Below are 23,182 nucleotides of genomic sequence, written 5' to 3'. Positions count from 1 at the left end.
GCTATCATCATTAAAATTATGGTGTTGGCCGAAGGTTTTGTATCGTGCTGGTATCGGCCCCTCCCACAGGGAGGAATATAGGCATATACAGGGGCCTGAACGGCGTTACGCCGTCAGTCTCTGCGACGCCAGAAACTATCCTGTCGCGGTGCGGCTGGCAAGAGGACGTGTCATTGTTTTTTGTGATGGCTCTCCCGAATGCGCCTGAAACCCGGCGCTGGTCCTGCATTGCGGGATGTGTAGTAATTAACCGATTGATTTTCAAGCCTGGCATGCCCGCGCGATTGACATAAATTTACCCATCTTTATTCATCTATTCGCCTGAAATATAAGAATTTATCTAATTTTTCCGCCACCTGTTGGCTTCGTCCTGAATTTTGTCTAGAGTGGGCGGTCATATTGCTTGTAACATTTGCCGCCGCCAGGCTCCGGCCTTGCGAAATACTTCGACAAAAAAGGACGGTTTTTCAGGCATGAACCGCAGACGTTTCATCAAGGCCTCGATGGCCCTCGCCGCGGCATGCGGCACTCCAGGTCTCGCCACGCTTTTCTCACGCAACGCCTGGGCGCAGGAGTCTGATATTGCAGACGGCCAGACGCGCGCCTTTGATTTCAAAGTGTTGCAATCCATGGCTGCTGAACTTGCAGATAAACCGTGGGGCGGCGCGCCACGTCCGCTGCCGGAGACGCTCGCGACGCTGACGCCGCAGGCGTATAACAGCATTCAGTATGACGCGGGACATTCGCTGTGGAATAACCTTGATGGCCGCCAGCTCGACGTGCAGTTTTTCCACGTCGGCATGGGTTTTCGTCGCCGCGTGCGCATGTTCTCGCTCGACCCGGCCACCCGTCAGGCGCGGGAAGTGCATTTCCGCCCTGAACTCTTTAACTACCACGACGCGGGCGTCGATACCCGTCAGCTGGAAGGGCAGACCGATCTCGGCTTCGCAGGTTTTCGTGCGTTTAAAGCGCCGGAGCTGGCGCGCCGCGATATTGTCTCCTTCCTCGGCGCAAGTTACTTCCGCGCAGTAGACAGCACGTACCAGTACGGGCTTTCCGCCCGCGGTCTGGCGGTAGATACCTTCACGGATACGCCGGAAGAGTTTCCGGATTTCACCGCGTTCTGGTTTGAAACCCCGAAAGCGCAGGACACGACGTTTGTCGCGTATGCGCTGCTCGACAGCCCGAGCGTGACCGGCGCTTATAAATTCATCATCCACTGCGAATCAAGCCAGGTGATCATGGAAGTCGAAAACTTCCTGTTCGCGCGCAAGGATATCAAGCAGCTCGGCATCGCGCCGATGACCAGTATGTTTAGCTGCGGCAACAACGAGCGCCGCATGTGCGACACGATCCACCCGCAAATTCACGACTCCGACCGTCTCGCCATGTGGCGCGGTAACGGCGAGTGGGTGTGCCGTCCGCTCAATAACCCGCAGCGCCTGCAATTTAACGCGTTTTCCGACGAAAACCCGAAAGGCTTTGGCCTGTTGCAGACCGACCATAAGTTTGAGAGCTATCAGGATGTGATGGGCTGGTATAACAAGCGCCCCAGCCTGTGGGTGGAGCCGCGCAACCGCTGGGGCAAGGGGACCGTCGCGCTGATGGAGATCCCGACCACCGGTGAAACGCTCGATAACATCGTCTGCTTCTGGCAGCCGGAAAAACCGATCCGCGCTGGCGACAAACTGAACTTTCAGTACCGGCTTTACTGGAGCGCGGACGCGCCGGTACGCACGCCGCTCGCGCGCGTGTACGCGACCCGTACCGGGATGGGCAGCTTCCCCGAAGGCTGGGCGCCGGGCGAACATTTCCCGACGCAGTGGTCGCGCCGTGTCGCGGTGGATTTCGTGGGCGGCGATCTGAAAGGTGCTGCGCCGCGCGGTATCGAACCGGTGATTACGCTCTCCAGCGGCGAGGCGAAACAGGTGGAAATTTTGTATGTGGATCCTTTTGACGGCTATCGCATTCAGTTCGACTGGTATCCGACCTCCGATTCCGTAGACCCGGTCGAAATGCGCATGTACCTGCGCTGCCAGGGCGAGGCCATCAGTGAAACCTGGCTGTGGCAATATTTCCCGCCCGCGCCGGACAAACGCCAGTATGTCGATGACCGACAGATGCGTTAAACGCGCTCTGCAAGCCCCGTTTTGACGGGGCTTTTTTATAAGCGTCATACCGGCTGCGGCCACCGGTTCTCTTTCCTGTTTTCCGGCGCATCCCTACGGATTCAGGCAGTGTTTTCATGCCGTCGGCTATGGTAACTGTAGTGACTTACTCAACAGAAGGAGCCTCCCCTGGAAAACGCAACCAGCCTGACCTGGCAGGATGAGATTCTCACCGTCAATGACCGCATCGAACTGCATTCTGTTCATGAACGTTTCGCGCAACCGCTGTTTGATCTGGTGCAGCGCAACAAAGCGTGGCTGCAAAAAGCGATGTACTGGCCGCAATATGTGAACAAAGTCGAGGATACGTTTCAGACCATTCAGGGCAACTATATGTTGCACCACCGCGGCTACGCCAAAATGTTTATGATTTTGCTGGAGGGCGAGCTGGTCGGCGTAGTGTCGTTTAACCAGATTGAGCCTACCAACAAGGCGGGTTACATCGGCTACTGGCTTGATGAGCAACATCAGGGGCAGGGGATCCTCTCCAGCGCGCTGCAAACGATGATTACGCATTACGCCCAAAACGGCGAAGTGCGGCGCTTTGTTATCAAATGCATTGTGACCAACGAGGCGAGCAACCGCGTGGCACAGCGTAACGGCTTTACGCTGGAAGGGCGTTTAAAAGAGGCCGAATACCTCAACGGGCAGTTTCACGATCAGCATATTTACGGGCGGATTATCGACCCGGACAACGCCTAAGCCAGGCCCGGAAGGGGCGTGCGCAGGATGTGTGCGTTCCCGGTCAGCGTTTTAAATCCGCACAGCCGGATGGTTTCGCCGGGCGGCGCGGCGACCACCACGTCATCATGCAGGGTCACGCTATCTTCAATCATCACTTCGCCGCGCACGTGTGCGCGCCCGGTGATAGTCACATGGTTGTCGAGACGTACCGGGCCGCCGGTAACGACGGCGTGTTCATCCACACGCACATGATGGCCGAGCAGACAGTCGCCCTCAATGAGGGCGTTGCCCGCGACTTCTGAGCTGTAGCGCACCGTCGGCGAGGCGTTTTCTTCAACCCCCGCGACCAGCCGCGCGTTACCATGAATTTTCGCGCAGTCGCACACCCAGACATCGTTGTCGGCGTTGCCTTCAAGAATTGCGTTTTCAAACACCTCGGCCCGATGCTCAATAAACGCATGCGTGACCAGCGCGCGCCCGTAAATTTGTGCCTGATGTACCACGCGTGAGGCGCTCACCGTGGCATTGCCGTAAATACGCAGCGCGCTGTCGGCATCGGCGGTCAGCCCTTTGGCGCCAACGACCAGGCTGTTCTGCATCACCCGCGCCTCGCCAAAAAGATGGCACTCGCCACGCACCGTTGAACACTGCACCATGGCGCGCCCGCTCACATGCGCGCCATCGCTGATGTGCGCGCTGTCTATCCAGGCGTCATCGCTGATGACCGCGGCGTGATGAATCACGCACGTCTGGCTGACACGCGCATTTCCGCGGATTTTCGCGCCGGCGAACACGACGCTGTTATGATCGTAGACCCAGCATGTGCCCTGCTGGCTGAGGTTCTCCGGTGATTCCACCCAACCGCCGGGCGACCCCGCGCTCACATCGGCGAAATCACGCAGCGCAATAAGCTGACGCAGCGTCACATGGCAGGGTTCGCCGTTGTGCGTATAGCGGTAGACGCGCGTGGCCTCGCTCAGCTGGTATTTATTCATCATGGCTTCCTTCGGGGGCGATAATTAACCGTAGCAAATTTTAGCGTGACGGGAAGACGATAGCGTTCAGGACGGAATTTTTATAAAATGCATTCAAAATGTATCTTTACCGCCTCGCCGACAGGCCGCTGTGGCCATCGATCTCTGGCGGTCTCTTTGAGGAAATGCCATGAACGTTCGCGCTGACAATTATTTCACTGAAAAATATGGCCTGACGGCCACGCACTCTGATGTGGTTAACGCCATTAACTACGTGCAGCCTGGCCGCGCGCTGGATCTCGGCTGCGGCAACGGGCGTAATAGTCTCTATCTTGCCGCCCGCGGTTTTACGGTAACGGCGTGGGATAAAAACCCGGCGAGCGTCGCGAATCTTGAGCGTATTGTGGCCGCTGAAGGGCTGAATAATCTGCACACGGCGGTGAAAGATTTAAATACGCTGCATTTTGACGGTGAATATGACTTTATTCTTTCCACCGTCGTAATGATGTTTCTTGAGCGCCAGGCTATTCCGGGGCTGATTGCTAATATGCAACGCTGCACCGCGCCGGGCGGATATAACCTGATTGTGGCTGCGATGGATACTGACGATTATCCGTGCACAGTGGGGTTCCCGTTTGCCTTCCGTGAAGGGGAGTTGCGCCAGTATTATGAGGGCTGGGATCTCATTAAATATAATGAAGATGTTGGTCAGCTTCATAAGACCGATGCCAGCGGCAATCGTATCAGCCTGCGTTTTGCGACCATGCTCGCGAAAAAACGCTAAGATCTGCGGCGCAGCCGGAGCCCTTCGTCTCTGGCTGCCACTCATTTTTATAAACGGCGTATATTAATTTTATAATTGGCATCACATTTATTTATTGTTCTTATCCTATTTTACGTCCGCGATCGCTTTTTCTTCTCGCGTCTCGTTTTTTCACGATCTCTTTGCGCGCCCGTTTGCTATAAATTCAGTGCTCACCCACTCACAGGGATTTTCTTATGCACAGCACATCGTTATTTAAAGCTTCCGGACTGGCGGCGCTTTTGCTGCTGGCGGGTTGTTCATCGAGCGTCACCAAACCTGAACAATATTCTGGCTTCCTGAAAGACTATTCCGGTCTTGAAAAGGTCACCTCGGCTACCGGCAAACCGGCTATGCGCTGGGTCGCGCCGGGTTTTAACCTGAATAATTACGACTCGATTGTCTATAACCCTGTCGTTTATTACCCGACGCCAAAACCGACCGCGCAGATTTCACAAAAGGTACTGGACGGCCTGCTCAATTACACCAATACGCAGCTTAAAAACGCGGCCGCCAGCCGCAAACCGCTGGTGACCACGCCAGGTCCACGCAGCGTTATTTTCCGCGGTGCCATCACGGCGGTGGACAGCAGCAAAGAGGGCCTGCAATTTTATGAAGTGCTGCCGGTAGCGCTGGTGGTGGCCGGCACCGAGGTGGCGACCGGCCATCGCACCATGGATACCAGCCTGTTTTTTGAAGGTGAGTTGATTGACGCGACAACGCAAAAAACCGTGGTAAAAGTGGTGCGTAAAGGCGAAGGCAAGGAACTGAATAACGAGAAAACACCGCTTACGGTGGAGAACCTTAAGCAGGTTATCGACGATATGGCGACCGACGCGCGCATGTTTGACCCCACGCCCAGGTAATCGCATAACAGAGGGAGCCAGGCTCCCTCTTTTTATTTCGCCCGGCGCGCCAGCAGCGCGTAGCTTATCCCACCCGCTACCAGCCCCCAGAAAGCCGAACCGACCCCCAGCAGCGTCACGCCTGACGCCGTCACCAGAAAGGTTATCAGCGCCGCATCGCGGGCGCGCTCGTTCGCCAGCGCCTGATGCAGACTGCTGCCGATGGTGCCAAGCAGTGCCAGCCCGGCCAGCGTCTGTAGCCAGGGCGGCGGCAGGGCCGTCATCAGCGCGCCAATTGAGCCGCCGAACACGCCCGCCAGCAGATAAAAGACGCCTGCCATCGCCGCCGCCATCCAGCGTTTTTCCGGCACTGGATGCGCCTCCGGGCTCTGGCAAATGGCGGCGGTGATCGCGGCAATGCAGACAGAAAAGACGCCGAACGGCGCGAGCACCAGCGCCGTCAGCCCCGTCGTCACCATCAGCGGGGACACCGGCACGCGGTAGCCGGATGCCTGCAATGTGGCGACGCCCGGCGCGTTTTGCGAGGCCATCGTGACCAGAAAGAAGGGCAGGCCGACGCCGAGCAGCGACGAGAGGGTGAACACGGGCGATACGAATTCCGGGGGCGCGAAGCGAACCTGCAGCGCCCCGGTATTTATTTCGCCCTGCCAGAGACAGACTGCGACGCCCGCCAGCAGTGCAGCCACCACGGCATAGCGTGGGGCGAATGCTTTGCAAAAAAGCCACGCGCCCGTCATGGCGGCACACAGCGCGAAATGCCCGTCCAGCGTGGCGAATGCCTGCAACCCGAAGCGCAGCAAAATGCCTGCCAGCATGGCGGCAGCCAGGCCTGGCGGGATTATTTTCATCAGTCGGGCAAACAGCCCGGTGGCGCCGCATATCACGATAAGCGCAGAGGCGACGATAAATATTCCGATAGTTTCATGCAGATTGCTGCCGACAGGGCTTGTTGCCAGCAGCGCCGCGCCGGGCGTTGACCACGCGGTCAGCACCGGGGCGCGATACCACAGGCTTAACGCGAGCGTACTCACGCCCATGCCGATACCCAGCATCGTCATCCATCCGGCGGTCTGTGCGGATGTCGCGCCTGCTGCCGTGGCGGCCTGCCAGATAATCGCGGCAGAGCTGGCGTAACCGACCAGCACTGCGACAAAGCCCGCGATCACGGCGGGTGCGGGGGGGAGTGCTAAGCGCGGACGGGGAAAAGACATAAAAACTCCGCTGTGCGTTATAACGTCCAGAGACTCTAGCATCGTGCGCTATAACGCACAAGGCGCTATACTGGGCGCGACAAAGGAGAGCCTATGGATATCACCGCCCATCTTGCACAGACGCTGAAAACGCTGCGCCAGCAGAAATCATGGAGCCTGACGCAGGCCGCCGATGCGACCGGCGTGTCAAAAGCGATGCTCGGGCAGATCGAGCGCAATGAATCAAGCCCAACCGTCGCGACGCTCTGGAAAATCGCCACTGGTTTCAACGTGCCGTTTTCTGTGTTTATTACGCCGCCTGCGGCGGGCGCGCGTCCGGTGTTTGACGCGGAGCACGCCATGATTGTCGAGCCGCTCTTTCCGTGGGATGAACAGCTGCGCTTTGATATGCTCGCCATTACGCTCGCGCCCGGCGCGCAGAGCGACTCTACGCCGCATGAGAAGGGCGTCACGGAGCATGTGGTCGTGATTGAGGGCGAGCTGGAATTGCACACCGAAGGCGTCTGGCGGCGGCTTGGCCCCGGCGAAGGGCTGAAGTTTGCAGGCGACAGGGCGCATGGCTATCGTAACCCGACGCCGCTGCCGGTGCGCTTTCACTCACTGATCCACTACCCGCGGGCATAAAAAAAGCCGCAAGCGAACTTGCGGCCAACGACAATTTGCAACGACACGATGAAACTGAGGTGATAATTCAGGAATACCGCGCAATCGTACACCGTCTTGCGCGCCGCGCGAACGAAACCTTTGTGCAATACTTTCCCGCAGACTGGCAAACGGGCAGCCGCGCCGTGAAACAGTTTCCGTACGCCCCGAATGTGACTACAATAGCCGTCTTTCAAATAACGGATAACGACGAATTATGCGCCTGCAATCGCATCACCTTGAACTGCTCAGCCCCGCCCGCGATACCGCCATCGCCCGCGAAGCCATTCTGCACGGCGCAGATGCAGTCTATATCGGCGGCCCCGGTTTCGGTGCCCGCCACAACGCCAGCAACAGCCTCCAGGACATCGCAGACCTGGTGCCGTTCGCCCATCGCTTCGGCGCGAAAGTGTTTGTCACGCTCAACACCATTCTGCACGACGACGCGCTGGAGCCGGCCCGTAAGCTTATCGGCCAGTTCTACGACGCGGGCGTTGACGCCCTGATCGTGCAGGATATGGGCATCATGGAGCTGGATATTCCGCCTATTGAGCTGCATGCCAGCACCCAGTGCGATATCCGCAGCGTGGAGAAAGCGAAGTTTCTCTCCGACGCCGGTTTCTCGCAAATCGTGCTCGCGCGCGAGCTGAACCTCAATCAGATCCGCGCTATCCATGAAAACACCGATGCCACCATCGAATTCTTTATTCATGGCGCGCTCTGCGTGGCTTATTCCGGCCAGTGCTATATCTCTCACGCGCAGACCGGGCGCAGCGCCAACCGCGGCGACTGCTCGCAGGCCTGCCGTCTGCCGTACACCCTGAAAGACGACCAGGGCCGCGTCGTGGCGTATGAAAAACACCTGTTGTCGATGAAAGACAACGATCAGACTGCCAACCTGGCGGCGCTTATCGACGCGGGCGTGCGCTCCTTCAAGATTGAAGGGCGCTACAAAGACATGAGCTACGTGAAAAACATCACGGCACATTATCGTCAGATGCTGGATGCCATTATCGAAGACCGGGGCGATCTTGCGCGTGCTTCGGTGGGCAATACCGCGCACTATTTTGTGCCATCCACCGACAAAACGTTCCACCGCGGCAGTACCGATTACTTCGTGAATGCCCGAAAAATGGATATCGGCGCGTTCGACACGCCGACGTTTGTCGGCCTGCCGGTTGGCGAAGTGCTGAGCGTCGGGAAAGATTATCTGGATGTCGAGGCCACCGAGCCGCTCGCGAACGGTGACGGGCTGAACGTGATGATTAAGCGCGAAGTGGTGGGTTTTCGCGTTAACGTGGCGGAAAAAACGGGCGAAAACCGCTACCGCGTTTTCCCGAACGAGATGCCGGCCGCGCTGAAAACCCTGCGCCCGCGTCATACGCTTAACCGCAATCTCGATCACAACTGGCAGCAGGCGTTGCTGAAAACCTCCAGTGAACGTCGCGTGGCAGTGGATATCGAACTTGGCGGCTGGCAGGAACAGCTGATCCTGACCTTAACCTGCGAAGACGGCGTCAGCGTGACGCACACGCTGGACGGCCAGTTCGATGAAGCAAACAACCCGGAAAAAGCACTGACCAGCCTGAAAGAGGGGCTGGCGAAACTCGGGCAGACGATTTATTTCGCCCGCGACGTGCAGGTTACGCTGCCGGGCGCGCTGTTCGTGCCGAATAGCCAGTTGAACGCCTTCCGTCGAGAGGCCGTCGAGGCGCTGGATGCCGCGCGCCTGGCAAATTATCAGCGCGGCGTGCGCAAACCTGTCTCTGTGCCGCCGCCGGTCTACCCGGAAACGCATCTGAGCTTCCTCGCGAACGTTTACAACCATAAAGCGCGTGAATTCTACCAGCGTTATGGTGTGCAACTGATTGACGCGGCCTATGAAGCGCATGAAGAAAAAGGCGACGTGCCGGTGATGATCACCAAACACTGTCTGCGCTTCGCCTTTAACCTCTGCCCGAAACAGGCGAAAGGCAATATTAAGAGCTGGAAGGCGACGCCGATGCAACTGGTGCATGGCGATGAAGTGTTAACGCTGCGCTTTGACTGCAAACCCTGCGAAATGCATGTGGTGGGGAAAATCAAAAACCACATTCTGAAAATGCCACACCCTGGCAGCGTGGTCGCGTCTATCAGCCCGGAAGATCTGCTGAAAACACTGCCAAAACGCAAAGGCGCTTAACTTTCCTTACTCGTTAAAACCAGAGCTTATGCTCTGGTTTTTTTTCGCCTGTACCTTTTACGCCTGCATTTTTCGCGCTGGATCCTGACGCCCTCAGAGCCGCCGCGCATTTTCCTGTACTGAGGATCGCTACGATCCGCTCAGTAAAACCACAAAAATGGTCATTCTCCAGGCAATTACGCCGCTTCGCTTAAAAATAGGGTTGTCAGAATACCGCAATTCAAACTACTGTATATAAACACAGTAAACAATAACATAATAAACGGATGGAGCACGCCATGTTAATGATGCGTCTCTTGCCACAGCCTGATGCTGAGGGTTTGCCACTGTTTCTGGAGAAGGTGGCCTGCGGGTTTCCCTCACCCGCGCAGGATTACGTTGAAAAGCGTGTCAGTCTGGATGCGTATTGCATTGTGCATCCCAACGCCACCTATTTTCTCTGGGCGTCCGGGGAGTCGATGAACGGCGCCGGGATCGAAGATGGCGATCTTCTGGTGGTCGACAGCGCTTTAAAGCCGCAGGAGGGCGATATCGTCGTGGCGGCGCTGGAAGGGGAGTTCACGGTGAAAACCTTGCGCCTGCGCCCGGTAGCGCAACTGGTGCCGATGAACCCGGATTTCGCGCCAATAAACCTTGGAAGCGACGCCGAAGTGGTTATTTTCGGCGTGGTGACCTGGGTGCTGAAAAAGAGGCGCTGAGATGTACGCGCTGGTCGACGTCAACAGCTTTTACGCCTCGTGCGAGACCGTATTCCGCCCGGACCTGCGGGATAAACCGGTCGTGGTGCTGAGCAATAACGACGGTTGCGTGATTGCCCGCAGTCGCCAGGCGAAAGCGCTCGGCATCACTATGGCGGAGCCTTATTTCAAACAGCGCGCGCTCTTTGAGCGCCACCAGGTGACGGTATTTAGCTCCAACTACGCGTTTTATGCCGATATGAGCAAACGCGTGATGGATATTCTCGAAGAGATGGCACCGCAGGTGGAGATCTACTCGATCGACGAGGCGTTTCTCGATCTGCGTGGTGTCAGTAACGTGGTGTCGCTGACCGCCTTCGGCCAGACTATCCGCGACCGGCTCTGGCGCGAAGCCCATCTGCCGGTGGGCGTCGGCATAGCGCCTACCAAAACGCTCGCCAAGCTTGCCAATCTCGCGACCAAAAAATGGCCGAAGTCAGGCGTTGTGGTCGATCTCTGCGATCCGGCCCGGCTTCGCAGCGCGCTGCCGCATTTTAAGGTAGGCGACGTGTGGGGCGTCGGGCGCAGGCTCAGCAAAAAACTGGAGATGATGGGGATTGAAACCGCGCTTGATCTGGCGAACACGCCCTCGTGGGTCATCCGCAAAAACTTTAACGTGGTGCTGGAGCGCACCGTGCGCGAGCTGCGCGGCGAGCCGTGCCTCGCGATGGATGAATTTGTCGCGCCGAAGCAGCAGATCGTTTGCAGCCGATCGTTCGGCTACCGCGTGACGGATTACCAGGACATGCGCCAGGCGGTCTGCGCCTGGGCCGAGCGAGCGGCGGAGAAGCTGCGCCACGAGCATCAGTTCTGCCGTCAGGTGGCGGTGTTTATTCGCACCAGCCCACATGACGATCCGCAGGCGCGCTACAGCAATCAGGCGCTGGGGCAGGCGCTGACGCCCACGAACGACACCCGTGAAATTGTGCGCCTCGCCGTGAGCGCGCTGGACGCCATCTGGCGCGAAGGGTATCGCTATATCAAAGCGGGCGTCATGCTCGGGGATTTTTTCAGTCAGGGTGTGGCGCAGCTCAATCTCTTCGACGAACATCCGCCGCAGCCCAACAGCGCGCCATTGATGCATCTGCTGGATGAATATAATCGCTCTGGCAAGGGCAAGCTCTGGTTTGCAGGCCAGGGGATAGTCAAACCCTGGGCGATGAAACGCGAGTTTCTCTCACCCGGCTACACTACCCGGTTTAGCGAACTGCCGCGCGCGAGTGTGTGGTGAGGCACCGCTCCACCAGCTCGAACTCCTCGAACATCAAGGCCATATCGGGTGCAAAACAGCCGGCGCGAGTAAAAAATGCCTCATGTTCATTCCGCCAGTACTCAAGGCTTAAATCGCCTTCACCCTCCAGCGCTGCGAGTGGGGCGGTCACATCGCAGAATTTCACCAGGCGCAGCGTATGGGTGCGGATCACGCACAGCGGTTCGCCCGCGCCGTTGAGGATGATATGGTAATCCCCCGGCAGGGTTGGCTCGGCATCCTGCCGCCAGGCGTGGTAATCGCTGCATGTCGCGCGTTTGACACCGTGCGCCACCAGCGCGCCCAGCTCGTCCGCCATGTGCGGTGAATCGCCAAAGCCCCAGGCACGCGCACCGGAATATTTCTGTTGCAGTTCGTCTAAGGTCATCCTGATACTTCCTTGTTAACTTAATGTAAGAAAATAGCATATCGTGAAAATACACAGGCAGCTAATGATTAATTAATCTGCTGTCGTGATTAATTAATCAGGACTATAAATTAAGGCGCTGTTTTTACCGGAGTAAAACGTTAAAGTTTGCCGGTAAAGTCGTGTAAATGGGTTGAGAAAAACCTGACGGCATGGTTTAATTCCGGTGTGTTTGACTACCGAGGACATTTTTTTCCGCAACGACGAGAAGCAAGACCGCGGATAAATTGAATGATTATGGACAACCTGTTCAACCGCTTTATTTCATCGTTTTACGTTTTCTCTACACCTTTCCCTGCTGTTTTCGCCTGCGGCGAACAACACTGGCGCAACGCGCTGTAGTCAGTTTCTCTCTTTTTATTTCGACTCGGGCCGTCTTTGCGCGCCTGCTGCTATTTGTCGTTTTCGTGATGCGTATTAACGCGCCATCAGGTATGCCTGTTTATTTTTTTTCAGGCAGGAGAGAGACCATGCTTTACTGGATTTTATTAGCTCTGGCGATTATCGCCGAAATTACCGGAACGCTGTCATTAAAATGGGCAAGCGTGGGCGGTGGCCCCGTCGGATTTATTTTAATGCTGGTGATGATTTCCCTTTCTTATATTTTTCTTTGTTTTTCTGTTAAGCGTATTGCGCTGGGTGTGGCGTATGCCTTGTGGGAAGGTGTTGGGATTATCTTAATTACGCTTTTTAGCGTGCTGCTGTTTGATGAAACCCTGACGCTGCAAAAAAGCCTGGGGTTACTGGTGCTGATTGCCGGCATTTTACTGATTAAAACCGGCACCCACACCCAGAGCCATAAACCGGAGGTGCGTCATGTCGCAGGTTGAGTTACAGCATATTCTCTGGCTGCTGCTCGCGATAGGCCTCGAAATTATCGCCAATATCTGGCTGAAATATTCAGACGGTTTCCGTCGCCCGCTGTATGGCGTGGCGTCGCTTGCGGCGGTGCTTTGCGCGTTCAGCGCGCTCGGTCAGGCGGTGAAAGGTATTGCTCTGGCGGTCGCGTATGCGCTGTGGGGCGGGTTTGGAATAGCCGCCACCGTGGCGGCAGGCTGGATAATGTTCGGCCAGCGCCTTAACCGCAAAGGCTGGGCAGGGCTTGTTTTGCTGCTGGTGGGCATGGTGATTATCAAACTGGCGTAAGGCCGGACAGAGAAAAGGGGCGCTCGGCGCCCCTTTTTTATTCGTCTGCCAGCGCTTCGAGGCGCTCGCGAAAACCGGTCACCGAAATCGCGCGGTTATCGGCGCGCCAGCGGTCTTTGGCGGCGGGTGCCGAGCTTTGCACGCCAATTAACTGCCAGCCACTGTCGGTGCGCAGCATGAGTGGCGAACCGCTGTCGCCTGGCAGCGTGTCGCACTGGTGCGCCAGCACAGCATGCTGCGCCCAGCCGGTAATAAGGCAATCCTGATGGCTGTAGAGCGCATCGAGATGATCTTCCGGATAGCCCGACTGCGTAACGCGACGGCCTGTGGCCTTCAGCGCGCGGGACAGCGCCGCGCGGTCGCCTTCAAACAGCGGCAGCGGCGTCAGGCCGGATGGCGGGTTGCGCAGAATAATCAGCCCAAAATCTTCGGGTGCGGCAGAAGACGGCACAATCCAGCCATCGCCATCCGGCTTTAGCTTGCGGCCAAGCGACGGCGCAACGCGTCCTTCAATGCTGTGAATTTCATAACGCCACTTTCCCTTTTGCGAGACAAAGCGCAGCGCCACGGGGCGATCCGGCGTGCCGTCCGGCGGCGTCAGCAGACAGTGGCCAGCGGTTAGCGCCAGATGCGGGGAGATAAGCGTGGCCGTGCATAAATTGCCGCTCTCGGTTTCGAGCTGGCCAATAGCGTCCCACGGGGAAGAGGCCGGATCCGGCACGGGCGTGCGGTCGTCATGGCCAAAAAAGAGGGTTTGCACCTCGCTGGCGGCTTCTGAGGCGTCATCGCCCTCATCGGCGTGCGTAATAAAAGCAGGTAATAATAGCGATCCCAGTAACAAGAAAACGGTTTTGCGCATATCACTCTCTGGTGGGGCAATTATGATTATTAAAGTAACCCTGTGAGGTAACTATAGACGTGACGCGAGCAAAGTGAGAATAAAATCAGCGTGCTAGCGTGGTTCACCAGTAAAAAAAGGCCGTCAGCGCGCCGCACAGCAGCAGTAGCGTCAGGATTATCTCGAACTGATAACGGCGGATCATGTCGGGCCTCCGGAAACCGCGGCCCGCGCGTCCGGCGCAAACGGCAACGTGCGTGCCTGAGCGCGCAGGCCTGACAAAAGCGACGAAGAAAAAACGGCGGGGCGTGACAAAACTATAACGGCGCAGCGGGGGAGACGTCCGTAGGTGATTAGTATCGGCGTGTAACGGAATGTACAACGCCGGGCGCATGGCCCGGCGACAGGAAGGCGGCGTTACAGATAACGCTCAGTAAGATGTGCCTGGAAGTGGCGCGGGTTGAGATCTTCACCGGTAGCGTTAATCAACAGCTGCGAGGTGCTAAAGCGGCTGCCGTGCTGCCACACCGACTGGCGCAGCCAGTCGAACAGCGCGCGCAGGTCGCCTTCAGCAATGGCGGCGTCGAGGTTCGGCAGCGCCTTGCGTGCGGCCTGAAAAAGCTGTGCGGCATACATCGCGCCAAGCGTGTAAGAGGGGAAGTAGCCGAAACCGCCATCGGTCCAGTGGATATCCTGCATGCAGCCGTCGCGGTAATTGCCAACCGTGGAAAGCCCAAGCCAGCGCTGCATTTTTTCATCCCACAGCGCCGGAATATCTTCAACCTCAATATCGCCATCGATAAGCGCGCGCTCAATCTCATAGCGCAGCACGACGTGTGCCGGATAGCTGACTTCGTCAGCGTCCACACGAATGAAACCTGGCTTCACGCGCTGGTTCCAGGCGAGGTAGTTCTCTTCCTCAAGCGCGGGCTGCATCCCGAAACGCGCCACGACCTGCGGCAGCAGCAGTTTCAGGAACGGGCGGCTGCGCCCGAGCTGCATTTCAAAAAACAGGCTCTGGGATTCGTGGATAGCCGTTGAGCGCGCAAGCTGCACCGGCTGGCCCGGCCATTCGCGCGGCAGGTTTTGTTCATAGCGGGCGTGGCCGGTTTCATGGATAACGCCAAACAGCGCGCTGAAAAGCTCGTTTTCGTCATAACGCGTGGTAATACGCACATCTTCCGGCACACCGCCGCAGAACGGGTGCGCGCTGACATCCAGGCGGCCACCGTCAAAATCAAACCCGAGCAGACGCATGGCCTCAAGGCCCAACTCGCGCTGTTTCGCAACCGGGAATGGCCCTTGTGGGGCGGTCAGCGGAGTGCGCTGCTGTTTTTCCACCGCGCGGGCGAGGAGATCCGGCAGCCAGCCGCGCAGATCGCCAAACAGCGTATCAAGACGGGCGCTGGTCATGTCGGGTTCAAAAAGATCAAGCAGCGCGTCATAACGCGAGCAGCCTTTCGCCCCGGCGCGGATGGCGGCTTCTTCACGGCTTAGTCTGACCACTTCTTTCAGGTTTTCCGAGAAACCGTCCCAGTCGTTGGCCGGGCGCTGGCTGCGCCAGGCGTGTTCACAACGGCTGCCGGCGAGCGATTTGGCTTCGACCAGTGACGCTGGCAGCAGCGCCGCTTGCTGATAATGGCGTTGCATTTCGCGCAGGTTCGCCTGTTCAAGATCGTTAAGATCTTCCTGCTCGGCACCGCGTAGCCACTCGGCCATGTTTTTATCCGTCAGGATCTGATGCTGTAGTACGCTCAGTTCGGCGAGGGCTTCGCCGCGCGCGTGGCTGCCGCCTGGCGGCATCATGGCGAACATATCCCAGCTCGCGATAGCCGAGAGATGAGAGAAGCGGGAGAGCCGCAGGAACGTGCGGCTAAGCTGTTGATAATTTTTGTTTTCCATAAGGCCTCGTGACGTTGTCGGCAAGCTGAAAAGGTAGCATTAACCCTGACGAAACACGAGGCCTGCGCGCCGATTACCGGACGCGATGGTGCAGTCGGTTACCCACCAGCAGCGCCAGCACCAGCAGCAGGGCGATAAACCCGCCCACGCCGTTCCAGCCGAAGCGATGCCAGAACAGCCCGCCGAGCGTGCCCGCAACGCTTGAGCCTAAGTAATAGCTGAAAAGATAGAGTGACGAGGCCTGGCCTTTGGCGCGCCGCGCCCGGGGGCCAATCCAGCTACTGGCGACGGAATGCGCGGCGAAGAACCCGGCGGAGAAAAGCAACATACCTGCGAAAATCAACCACAGCGACGAGAGCAGCGTCAGCAGCAGCCCGCACAGCATCATGGCGGTAAAGCCGAGCATGACCGGGCCGCGCCCGAATCGCGCGGTCATCGCGCCTGCTTTTGGCGAGCTCCAGGTGCCGGTGAGGTAGGCAACCGACAGCAGGCCAACCGCTGCCTGGCTCAAATGCCAGGGCGTAAGCATCAGGCGGTAGCCGATATAGTTAAACAGCGTAACGAACGCGCCCATCAGCAGAAAGCCTTCGGCGAACAGCAGCGGCAGCCCGTCGTCGCGCCAGTGCAGACGGAAGTTAATCAACAGCGTGCGCGGGCGCAGTGAAGAGGCGCGAAAATGGCGCGAGGCGGGCAGGATCTTCCAGAACATCAGCGCGGCCGCCAGCGCGAAACAGCCAATAACAGCCATTGCCACGCGCCAGCTGGTGAAATCTGTGATCACACCGCTCAGCAGGCGGCCGCTCATGCCGCCGATGGAGTTGCCGCTGATGTAAAGCCCCATCGAAAACGCGACAACGCTTGGGTGGATCTCTTCTGAAAGATAGGTCATACCGACTGCCGCCACGCCGCTTAGCGAAAGCCCAATCAACGCGCGCATCAGCAGAATGCCGTGCCAGCTGTGCATCATGGTGGCAAGCAGGGTGCAGACAGAAGCCAGCAGCAGCGAGGTGACCATCACGTTTTTCCGCCCGATGGCGTCGGAAACGGGCCCGGTAAAGAGTAAACCGACCGCGAGCATGACGGTCGCGACCGACAGCGAAATACTGCTGGCGGCGGGCGTGATGCCGAACTCCTGTGACAGCACCGGCAGGATCGGTTGTACGCAATAGAGCAGGGCGAACGTCGCAAGACCTGCGGAGAAAAGCGCGAGGGTTACGCGCATGAAAGCGGGCGTGCCGCGTTTGATATATGTCGCCGGCGCGGCAATAACAGCATCGTCAGCAGCCTGCGCCGGCGCGGCGCTGACGGAAGTGGTACGACTCACAGCAGATCCTTACTTAACATCCCCGCGATTGTTGGCCGACGGGTAAGGCACACACGAAGAGTAGAAAGCGGCGAATCATCTGTCTAATATATTAATAATCTCAAATGATATGAATTAAATATGAATATAGAACTGCGTCATTTGCGCTATTTTGTCGCCGTGGCTGAAGAGCTGCATTTTGGCCGTGCCGCCGCCCGGCTGAATATCTCACAACCCCCGCTAAGCCAGCAGATCCAGGCGCTGGAGGCGCAAACCGGCGCGCGGTTACTGGCCCGCACCAACCGCAGCGTCAGCCTCACGGCGGCGGGCAGGCAGTTTCTCGCCGACAGCCGCCAGATTTTAAGCGAGGTCGAGGCGGCGGCGGTGCGGGCCGCAAGGCTGCATCACGGAGAAACCGGCGAACTGCGCATCGGCTTTACCTCGTCGGCCCCGTTTATCCGCGCCATTTCCGATACGTTGTCGGTGTTTCGTCGCCGTTATCCGGATGTGCATTTACAGACCCTTGAGATCAATACCCGCGCTCAGATAGCGCCACTGACGGAAGGGCGGCTCGATGTAGGGCTGATGCGTAATACGCCGCTGCCGGAGACGCTCGCCTGGCAACTGGTGTTGCGCGAGCCGCTGCTGGCGCTCATCCCGTGCGATCACCCGCTCGCTGCGTGCGAAGCCGTGTCGCTGAGTGAGCTGGCGGGCGAGCCGTTCGTCTTTTTCGACCCACACGTCGGCACCGGCCTGTATGACGATATTCTCGGGCTTCTGCATCGCTACGGCGTGCAGCCGCGCATCACGCAGGAGGTGGGCGAGGCGATGACGATTATCGGGCTTGTCGCGGCCGGGCTTGGGGTGTCGATTCTGCCAGCGTCCTTTCAGCGCGTGCGGCTTGAAGAGATGCGCTGGGTGAAACTGCGCGAACCGGACGCCATTTCAGAGATGTGGCTGGTCTGGGCACGTCACCGTGAACAGAGCGCAGCGGCACAGCGTTTCATTTCTCAACTTCTGGATGCGCCAGGGCAGGCGGAAACGGCCCTGGAACCCCGCTAAAATGTGCAGTAAATCACAAGGCTAAGTAAAAATTTGACGCGCCCTGGCGAAGTGCTTCACCATAGCCGAATGTTTATTTCGAAGCGCGAAAATAAGGGAGTGAGACGTGGTTGCTGATAGTCAACCGGGCCATATCGATCAGATAAAACAGACCAACGCAGGCGCAGTGTATCGCCTGATTGATCAGCTTGGCCCGGTGTCACGTATCGATCTTTCCAGACTGGCGCAGCTCGCTCCTGCCAGTATTACAAAAATCGTGCGCGAAATGCTCGAAGCGCATCTGGTGCAGGAGACGGAAATCCAGGAGCCGGGCAGCCGTGGGCGTCCGGCGGTGGGGCTCGCGGTGGAAACCGACGCCTGGCACTATCTTTCGGTGCGTATCAACCGTGGCGAAATCAACCTCGCGCTTCGCGATCTTAGCAGTAAACTGGTGGTAGAAGAGCAGCTCGACCTGCCGCTGAAAGAAGAACGCCCGCTGCTTGATCGAATTATTGACCACATCGATCGCTTTTTTATTCGTCACCAGCGTCAGCTGGAAAGACTCACCGCTATCGCCATTACGCTGCCGGGCATTATTGATACCGAACACGGGCTGGTGCGCCAGATGCCGTTTTACGATGTTCTCGATATGCCGCTCGGCGTTGCGCTGGAAACCCATACCGGCGTGCCGGTATTTGTACAGCACGATATCAGCGCCTGGACGATGGCGGAATCGCTGTTTGGCGCCTCGCGCGGCGCGCGCGATGTGATTCAGGTCGTGATTGATCATAACGTTGGCGCAGGCGTTATCACCGATGGTCGCCTGCTCCACGCGGGCAGCAGCAGTCTGGTGGAGATTGGTCACACGCAGGTCGACCCTTACGGCAAGCGTTGCTACTGCGGCAACCACGGCTGCCTTGAGACGATAGCCAGTATTGACAGTGTGCTGGAGCTTGCTCAACAGCGCATGAATCAGTCGATGGGCTCGATGCTGCACGAACAGCCGCTTGGCGTGGCCTCGCTGTGCGATGCAGCGCTGGCAGGCGATCGCCTGGCGCGCGACATTATTCTCGGGGTTGGGACGAATGTCGGGCGCATCCTCGCCATTATGGTGAATCTGTTTAATCCGCAAAAAATTCTGATTGGTTCGCCGCTCAACCGGGCGTCAGATATTCTGTTCCCGGCGATAGCGGAATCTATCCACCAGCAGTCGCTGCCTCTCTACAGCCGTAATATTAGCGTCGAAAGCACTCAGTTCTCCAATCGCGGCACGATGGCCGGCGCGGCGCTGGTTAAAGACGCAATGTATAACGGTTCGTTGTTGATTCGCCTGTTGCAGGGGTGACAACTTTTCCCTGATCCACTAAAAATTGCGCTATCTCAAGCTGACCCTGAAAGTCTTCTTTTAGACTTTTGCCACTGGATCATTCTCTTTAATACAATGGCAGATGGAGTCAGCGATGCTTAAGCGCGTCTTTATTACCGGTACAGATACCTCCGTCGGGAAAACGGTGGTTTCCCGCGCCCTGTTACAGGCGCTGGCCGCCACCGGCAAACGCGTGGTGGGCTATAAGCCGGTGGCTAAAGGGAGCAAAGCCACACCGGAGGGGCTTCGCAACAAAGATGCCCTGGTGCTGCAAAGCGTGTCCACCCTGACGTTGCCGTATGAGGCCATTAACCCGATAGCCTTCAGCGAAGAGGAAAGCAGCGTGGCGCATAGCTGCGCTATCAATTATTCCCTATTGTCAAAAGGCCTTGCACAACTGAGCGAACAGGCAGATCACGTGGTGGTGGAGGGCACGGGCGGGTGGCGTAGCCTGATGAACGATTTACGTCCGCTTTCCGACTGGGTCGTACAGGAACAACTGCCGGTTCTGATGGTGGTTGGCATTCAGGAAGGGTGTCTGAACCATGCCCTGTTAACCGCTCAGGCGATTGCGAGCGACGGCCTGCCGCTGGTGGGTTGGGTGGCGAACCGTATAAACCCGGGGCTTGCGCACTATGCGGAAATTATCGATGTGTTAAGCCAGAAACTTCCCGCGCCGCTGATAGGTGAGTTGCCGTATCTGCCGCGCGCCGAACAGCGCGAGCTGGCAAACTGGGTGGATGTCACGCGTTTCGGCGCGACCGATCCGTTACGCACCGCCGTGTAAAACGTTTAGAGCAGAGGGGTTATGGTGGGTGGCGCTGCGCTTACCCACCTTACCTAAAGCGTGATAGAGATAACAGGGCGGGTACGCGCAGCGCCACCCGCCATTACGCTAAACACTTGCCGTTACCTCACACACCCAACCCCAACTTAACTTTCATGAATATTGAGCGCCCGACGGGTGCGGCCAGAGCTTAAATAATCCGCAATATAATCCTGCGAAATCTCCCCGCTATAACGTCCTTCTTCATCGACAATCGGCATCCAGACGGTGTTGTGCTCATAAAGGCGTGACAACACGACGCGCAGGTTATCCTCGGCTTTGCCGGTCACCCGGAAAGGATGCGTGATATCGGCACAAACCCCCGTCGCCCCGCGCGCTTCGCGGCGTTTTACAAATCCGAGCGGCTTCTCGCCGTCATCGACCACCGTTATCGAACGCATGTCGTTGTCATCCATCAGCGCGAAAGCTTCCGTAAGCGGCGTTGAGGTACGTACCGTGATGGTCGGCTGTTTATCGGTCACATCGCCTGCCTGGATCAGGAGCAGGCGTTTAAGCGTTCGATCCTGGCCCACGAAAGAGCCGACAAACTCATTGGCCGGTTTCGCAAGCAGCTCATCCGGGCTTGCGCACTGGATAATTTTCCCCTGGCGGAACACCGCAATACGGTCGCCGAGCTTCAGCGCCTCGTCAATGTCATGGCTGACCAGCATCACGGTTTTCTTGAGCTGGCGCTGCATTTCCAGAAACTGATTCTGGATGACCTCACGGTTAATCGGGTCGACCGCGCCGAACGGCTCATCCATTAGTAATACCGGCGGATCCGCAGCCAGCGCGCGGATAACGCCAATACGCTGCTGTTGGCCGCCTGACATTTCACGCGGATAGCGGTTCAGGAAGCGTTTTGGGTCGAGTGCTACCATCGCCATAAGCTCGGTCGCCCGCGCCTTGCAGCGCGCCTTATCCCAGCCAAGCATTCGCGGCACCACGGTGATGTTCTCCTCAATCGTCATGTTCGGGAACAGACCAATTTGCTGGATAACGTAGCCAATGTTGCGGCGCAGCGTCACGGTGTCGAGATCGGTCGTATCTTCGCCATTGATGAAAATTTTGCCGCCAGACGGCGCGATAAGGCGGTTAATCATTTTAAGCGTCGTGGTTTTGCCGCAGCCGGACGGCCCAAGAAGCACGCACATCTCGCCTTCCGGCACGTTAAGATTCACGTTATCCACGGCGTTAAACGTCTGGCCGTTTTTCTGCACAAACTGTTTGGTGAGGTTTTCAAGTTTAATCATTATCGGATCCCCTTAGGCGTCAGTACGACCTGCAAGCGGTGCAGTAACCAGTCCAGAATGATGGCCAGTAAACAGATCATCAGCGCACCGGCGATAAGCATACGGATGTCGCTTCCGCCGATGCCGTTAAGCAGTAATAAACCCAGGCCGCCTGCGCCGATGACGGCGGCTATCGCCATCACGCCGATATTCATCACCACGGCGGTGCGGATGCCGCCGAAAATGACCGGCAGCGCCATCGGGATCTCCACCCAGCGCAGACGCTGCCAGAAGGTCATACCGATACCGCGGCCCGCTTCACGCAGACCCGGCGGCAGGCTGTCGAGCGCGGTGTGCGTGTTGCGCACAATCGGCAGCAGCGAGTAGAGAAACACCGCGGTGATCGCAGGCAGGGCGCCAATGCCCTGGCCTATCAATGAAAAGAGCGGGATCATCAGCCCAAAAAGGGCGATAGAAGGAATGGTCAGCACCAGCGTCGTAAGCCCCAGCACCGGCGTGGCAAGCCACTTATGGCGCACAATCAGAATGCCGAGCGGCACACCGATAACGATCGCGAATCCTACCGCCAGCAGCACCAGCCATAAATGCTGGAGCGTCAGGCTTGCGAGAAAACCGGCGTTATCGATCATATAGTGAATAGTCTCCATCATCCCTCCTTAAAGCAGACCTTTGGCGCGCAGGAAGTCGCGGGCGACCTGTTGCGGCGTCTGGTGATCGATGTCCACCTTCGCGTTAAGCGAGGTGATGGTGTCGTTATCCATCAGGCCGGAGAGCGTATTAAGCGCCTCCTCAAGCCCCGGGTTCGCCGCGAGCGTGTCTTTACGCACCACCGGCGTGACGGCATAGCTTGGGAAAAAGCCTTTATCATCTTCCAGCACCTTCAAATCAAAACCCTTCACACGCCCGTCGGTGGCGTAAACCAGGCCCGCATCCACAAAGCCATCGCGGATAGCGTTATACACAAGTCCTGGGTCCATCTGGCGGATTTGCGGGCGGTCAAGCGGCATGTTGTAAGCCTTTTGCAGCGGCTTCATGCCGTCGCTGCGCCCGTAAAATTCCAGATCCAGCGCCAGCATCCAGTTTTTGTCCGGGTCGGCTTTACGCACCTGTTCAACCTTTTTGGCGAGTTGCGAAATGGTGGTGATGTGCTCTGCCTCGGCACGCTTGCGCTGCATCGCGAATGCGTAAGTGTTGTTCATGCTGGCAGGCTTGAGCCAGACCAGGCCGAGCCTGGCATCGAGCTTTTTCACGGTGTCGTAAGTCTCCTCAGGCGACATCCGCTCATTGATATGGTTGAAGATAATCAGCGACGTGCCGGTATACTCCCAGGTCATATCCACCTGTTTGTTAATCATCGCATTGCGCGAAATCACGGTCGCGATATTGGTGCGTGGCTCCACCTGGAAGCCTTTCTTTTGCAGATACTGCACTGTCATGGCGGAAAGAATATGCTGCTCGGTAAAGCTTTTAGTGGTCAGAACCAGCGGCGCGGCGCTGGCGGCGCTCGCAAACAGCAGGCCCGCAGTGGCGATGGCCAGCAGACGAGGTAACAGGGTCATCGGAAG

General features: G+C 57.7%; 23 protein-coding genes. 13 read left to right on the top strand and 10 right to left on the bottom strand.

All coding sequences use genetic code 11. The features are described 5' to 3' along the window. The first annotated feature begins 473 nt into the window (after positions 1–473). Both AFK62_RS10090 and rimL read left to right on the top strand, forming a co-directional pair. A complete protein-coding gene (locus tag AFK62_RS10090; RefSeq protein WP_007671476.1) occupies positions 474–2,129 on the top strand; it encodes a glucan biosynthesis protein D in 1,656 nt (551 codons plus the stop codon). Between the two features lie 168 nt (positions 2,130–2,297). Then, positions 2,298–2,870: a 50S ribosomal protein L7/L12-serine acetyltransferase gene (gene rimL / locus AFK62_RS10085; RefSeq protein ID WP_032984363.1), complete on the top strand. Its 573-nt coding sequence runs from the start codon at positions 2,298–2,300 to the stop codon at positions 2,868–2,870. Here the strand turns inward: rimL and ydcK are convergent. Continuing rightward, on the bottom strand, positions 2,867–3,847 hold the full coding sequence (ydcK, locus tag AFK62_RS10080; RefSeq protein ID WP_053531886.1) for a YdcK family protein: 981 nt from the start codon (positions 3,845–3,847) through the stop codon (positions 2,867–2,869). The two genes, rimL and ydcK, sit on opposite strands and share 4 nt — an antisense overlap. Before the next feature lie 169 nt (positions 3,848–4,016). Here ydcK and tehB point away from each other — a divergent pair, with 169 nt between their 5' ends. Both tehB and AFK62_RS10070 read left to right on the top strand, forming a co-directional pair. After that, positions 4,017–4,610, top strand: a complete 594-nt coding sequence (gene tehB, locus AFK62_RS10075) for a tellurite resistance methyltransferase TehB (protein WP_007671472.1) — start codon at positions 4,017–4,019, stop codon at positions 4,608–4,610. 215 nt (positions 4,611–4,825) lie between these two features. After that, positions 4,826–5,494: a DUF3313 domain-containing protein gene (locus AFK62_RS10070; RefSeq protein ID WP_007671469.1), complete on the top strand. Its 669-nt coding sequence runs from the start codon at positions 4,826–4,828 to the stop codon at positions 5,492–5,494. Positions 5,495–5,526: 32 nt separating this feature from the next. On the opposite strand, the gene AFK62_RS10065 is transcribed toward AFK62_RS10070, so the two are convergent. Then, positions 5,527–6,705: a benzoate/H(+) symporter BenE family transporter gene (locus tag AFK62_RS10065; protein WP_032984361.1), complete on the bottom strand. Its 1,179-nt coding sequence runs from the start codon at positions 6,703–6,705 to the stop codon at positions 5,527–5,529. 93 nt (positions 6,706–6,798) lie between these two features. Between AFK62_RS10065 and AFK62_RS10060 the strand changes: the two genes are divergently transcribed. The 4 genes from AFK62_RS10060 to umuC all read left to right on the top strand — a co-directional run bounded on the left by AFK62_RS10060 (position 6,799) and on the right by umuC (position 11,497). Continuing rightward, positions 6,799–7,329: a helix-turn-helix domain-containing protein gene (locus AFK62_RS10060; RefSeq protein WP_007671465.1), complete on the top strand. Its 531-nt coding sequence runs from the start codon at positions 6,799–6,801 to the stop codon at positions 7,327–7,329. Between the two features lie 235 nt (positions 7,330–7,564). Continuing rightward, the gene (locus tag AFK62_RS10055; RefSeq protein ID WP_053531885.1) at positions 7,565–9,529 is read left to right on the top strand and encodes a peptidase U32 family protein; all 1,965 of its coding nucleotides are present in this window, start codon (positions 7,565–7,567) and stop codon (positions 9,527–9,529) included. Between the two features lie 278 nt (positions 9,530–9,807). After that, complete coding sequence (gene umuD / locus AFK62_RS10050) at positions 9,808–10,227, top strand: translesion error-prone DNA polymerase V autoproteolytic subunit (RefSeq protein WP_007671462.1); 420 nt, start codon at positions 9,808–9,810, stop codon at positions 10,225–10,227. Between the two features lies 1 nt (position 10,228). Beyond that, positions 10,229–11,497, top strand: coding sequence for a translesion error-prone DNA polymerase V subunit UmuC (gene umuC / locus AFK62_RS10045; RefSeq protein WP_053531884.1), 1,269 nt, complete (start codon positions 10,229–10,231; stop codon positions 11,495–11,497). Here the strand turns inward: umuC and AFK62_RS10040 are convergent. Beyond that, positions 11,466–11,903, bottom strand: a complete 438-nt coding sequence (locus AFK62_RS10040) for an ASCH domain-containing protein (protein WP_007671458.1) — start codon at positions 11,901–11,903, stop codon at positions 11,466–11,468. The genes umuC and AFK62_RS10040 overlap by 32 nt on opposite strands. Before the next feature lie 509 nt (positions 11,904–12,412). Between AFK62_RS10040 and mdtJ the strand changes: the two genes are divergently transcribed. Then, on the top strand, positions 12,413–12,772 hold the full coding sequence (mdtJ, locus tag AFK62_RS10035; protein ID WP_007671456.1) for a multidrug/spermidine efflux SMR transporter subunit MdtJ: 360 nt from the start codon (positions 12,413–12,415) through the stop codon (positions 12,770–12,772). Beyond that, complete coding sequence (gene mdtI, locus AFK62_RS10030) at positions 12,759–13,088, top strand: multidrug/spermidine efflux SMR transporter subunit MdtI (protein ID WP_053531883.1); 330 nt, start codon at positions 12,759–12,761, stop codon at positions 13,086–13,088. Before mdtJ ends, mdtI begins: the two co-directional genes overlap by 14 nt. A gap of 37 nt (positions 13,089–13,125) precedes the next feature. On the opposite strand, the gene AFK62_RS10025 is transcribed toward mdtI, so the two are convergent. The 4 genes from AFK62_RS10025 to AFK62_RS10015 all read right to left on the bottom strand — a co-directional run bounded on the left by AFK62_RS10025 (position 13,126) and on the right by AFK62_RS10015 (position 17,152). Further along, positions 13,126–13,947 carry a trypsin-like serine peptidase gene (locus AFK62_RS10025; RefSeq protein ID WP_007671451.1) on the bottom strand — a complete coding sequence of 274 codons (822 nt, stop codon included), beginning with the start codon at positions 13,945–13,947 and terminating at the stop codon, positions 13,126–13,128. Between the two features lie 103 nt (positions 13,948–14,050). Next, a complete protein-coding gene (gene ydgU / locus AFK62_RS23140) occupies positions 14,051–14,131 on the bottom strand; it encodes a small membrane protein YdgU (protein ID WP_455708993.1) in 81 nt (26 codons plus the stop codon). Positions 14,132–14,343: 212 nt separating this feature from the next. Next, positions 14,344–15,828 carry a carboxypeptidase M32 gene (locus AFK62_RS10020; RefSeq protein ID WP_007671449.1) on the bottom strand — a complete coding sequence of 495 codons (1,485 nt, stop codon included), beginning with the start codon at positions 15,826–15,828 and terminating at the stop codon, positions 14,344–14,346. A gap of 73 nt (positions 15,829–15,901) precedes the next feature. Then, entirely contained in the window at positions 15,902–17,152 is a 1,251-nt protein-coding gene (locus AFK62_RS10015) for an MFS transporter (RefSeq protein WP_053531882.1), read from the bottom strand. A 120-nt stretch (positions 17,153–17,272) separates the two neighbouring features. On the opposite strand from AFK62_RS10015, the gene AFK62_RS10010 reads away from it, so the two are divergent. The 3 genes from AFK62_RS10010 (at position 17,273) to bioD (ending at position 20,325) form a co-directional block, all read left to right on the top strand. Continuing rightward, complete coding sequence (locus tag AFK62_RS10010) at positions 17,273–18,193, top strand: LysR family transcriptional regulator (RefSeq protein WP_007671447.1); 921 nt, start codon at positions 17,273–17,275, stop codon at positions 18,191–18,193. 106 nt (positions 18,194–18,299) lie between these two features. Beyond that, positions 18,300–19,517 (top strand): sugar metabolism global transcriptional regulator Mlc, encoded by a 1,218-nt coding sequence (gene mlc / locus AFK62_RS10005; RefSeq protein WP_007671446.1) that lies wholly within the window; start codon positions 18,300–18,302, stop codon positions 19,515–19,517. Between the two features lie 115 nt (positions 19,518–19,632). Beyond that, positions 19,633–20,325, top strand: coding sequence for a dethiobiotin synthase (gene bioD, locus AFK62_RS10000; RefSeq protein ID WP_007671445.1), 693 nt, complete (start codon positions 19,633–19,635; stop codon positions 20,323–20,325). 146 nt (positions 20,326–20,471) lie between these two features. Here bioD and osmV read toward each other — a convergent pair whose 3' ends face one another. From osmV to AFK62_RS09985, 3 genes are read right to left on the bottom strand one after another with little or no spacing between them, the layout of a single operon-like run. Next, on the bottom strand, positions 20,472–21,617 hold the full coding sequence (gene osmV, locus AFK62_RS09995; protein ID WP_007671443.1) for an osmoprotectant ABC transporter ATP-binding protein OsmV: 1,146 nt from the start codon (positions 21,615–21,617) through the stop codon (positions 20,472–20,474). Further along, on the bottom strand, positions 21,617–22,264 hold the full coding sequence (osmW, locus tag AFK62_RS09990; protein WP_007671442.1) for an osmoprotectant ABC transporter permease OsmW: 648 nt from the start codon (positions 22,262–22,264) through the stop codon (positions 21,617–21,619). The genes osmV and osmW overlap by 1 nt, the downstream gene beginning before the upstream one ends. A gap of 9 nt (positions 22,265–22,273) precedes the next feature. Continuing rightward, the gene (locus AFK62_RS09985) at positions 22,274–23,176 is read right to left on the bottom strand and encodes a glycine betaine ABC transporter substrate-binding protein (protein WP_007671441.1); all 903 of its coding nucleotides are present in this window, start codon (positions 23,174–23,176) and stop codon (positions 22,274–22,276) included. Positions 23,177–23,182: the final 6 nt, after the last annotated feature.

This window comes from Cronobacter condimenti 1330 (assembly GCF_001277255.1).
Taxonomy (GTDB): Bacteria; Pseudomonadota; Gammaproteobacteria; order Enterobacterales; family Enterobacteriaceae; genus Cronobacter; species Cronobacter condimenti.
This window is presented reverse-complemented; position numbering and strand designations above follow the sequence as displayed.

Coding starts and splice junctions, on each gene's coding strand:
- AFK62_RS10060 (WP_007671465.1), top strand. CDS start 6,799: ATGGATATCACCGCCCATCTTGCACAGACGCTGAAAACGCTGCGCCAG.
- osmV (WP_007671443.1), bottom strand. CDS start 21,617: ATGATTAAACTTGAAAACCTCACCAAACAGTTTGTGCAGAAAAACGGC.
- AFK62_RS10020 (WP_007671449.1), bottom strand. CDS start 15,828: ATGGAAAACAAAAATTATCAACAGCTTAGCCGCACGTTCCTGCGGCTC.
- AFK62_RS09985 (WP_007671441.1), bottom strand. CDS start 23,176: ATGACCCTGTTACCTCGTCTGCTGGCCATCGCCACTGCGGGCCTGCTG.
- AFK62_RS10025 (WP_007671451.1), bottom strand. CDS start 13,947: ATGCGCAAAACCGTTTTCTTGTTACTGGGATCGCTATTATTACCTGCT.
- umuD (WP_007671462.1), top strand. CDS start 9,808: ATGTTAATGATGCGTCTCTTGCCACAGCCTGATGCTGAGGGTTTGCCA.
- ydgU (WP_455708993.1), bottom strand. CDS start 14,131: ATGATCCGCCGTTATCAGTTCGAGATAATCCTGACGCTACTGCTGCTG.
- osmW (WP_007671442.1), bottom strand. CDS start 22,264: ATGGAGACTATTCACTATATGATCGATAACGCCGGTTTTCTCGCAAGC.
- AFK62_RS10055 (WP_053531885.1), top strand. CDS start 7,565: ATGCGCCTGCAATCGCATCACCTTGAACTGCTCAGCCCCGCCCGCGAT.
- mdtI (WP_053531883.1), top strand. CDS start 12,759: ATGTCGCAGGTTGAGTTACAGCATATTCTCTGGCTGCTGCTCGCGATA.
- bioD (WP_007671445.1), top strand. CDS start 19,633: ATGCTTAAGCGCGTCTTTATTACCGGTACAGATACCTCCGTCGGGAAA.
- AFK62_RS10090 (WP_007671476.1), top strand. CDS start 474: ATGAACCGCAGACGTTTCATCAAGGCCTCGATGGCCCTCGCCGCGGCA.
- AFK62_RS10070 (WP_007671469.1), top strand. CDS start 4,826: ATGCACAGCACATCGTTATTTAAAGCTTCCGGACTGGCGGCGCTTTTG.
- mdtJ (WP_007671456.1), top strand. CDS start 12,413: ATGCTTTACTGGATTTTATTAGCTCTGGCGATTATCGCCGAAATTACC.
- ydcK (WP_053531886.1), bottom strand. CDS start 3,847: ATGAATAAATACCAGCTGAGCGAGGCCACGCGCGTCTACCGCTATACG.
- AFK62_RS10010 (WP_007671447.1), top strand. CDS start 17,273: ATGAATATAGAACTGCGTCATTTGCGCTATTTTGTCGCCGTGGCTGAA.
- umuC (WP_053531884.1), top strand. CDS start 10,229: ATGTACGCGCTGGTCGACGTCAACAGCTTTTACGCCTCGTGCGAGACC.
- AFK62_RS10065 (WP_032984361.1), bottom strand. CDS start 6,705: ATGTCTTTTCCCCGTCCGCGCTTAGCACTCCCCCCCGCACCCGCCGTG.
- tehB (WP_007671472.1), top strand. CDS start 4,017: ATGAACGTTCGCGCTGACAATTATTTCACTGAAAAATATGGCCTGACG.
- AFK62_RS10040 (WP_007671458.1), bottom strand. CDS start 11,903: ATGACCTTAGACGAACTGCAACAGAAATATTCCGGTGCGCGTGCCTGG.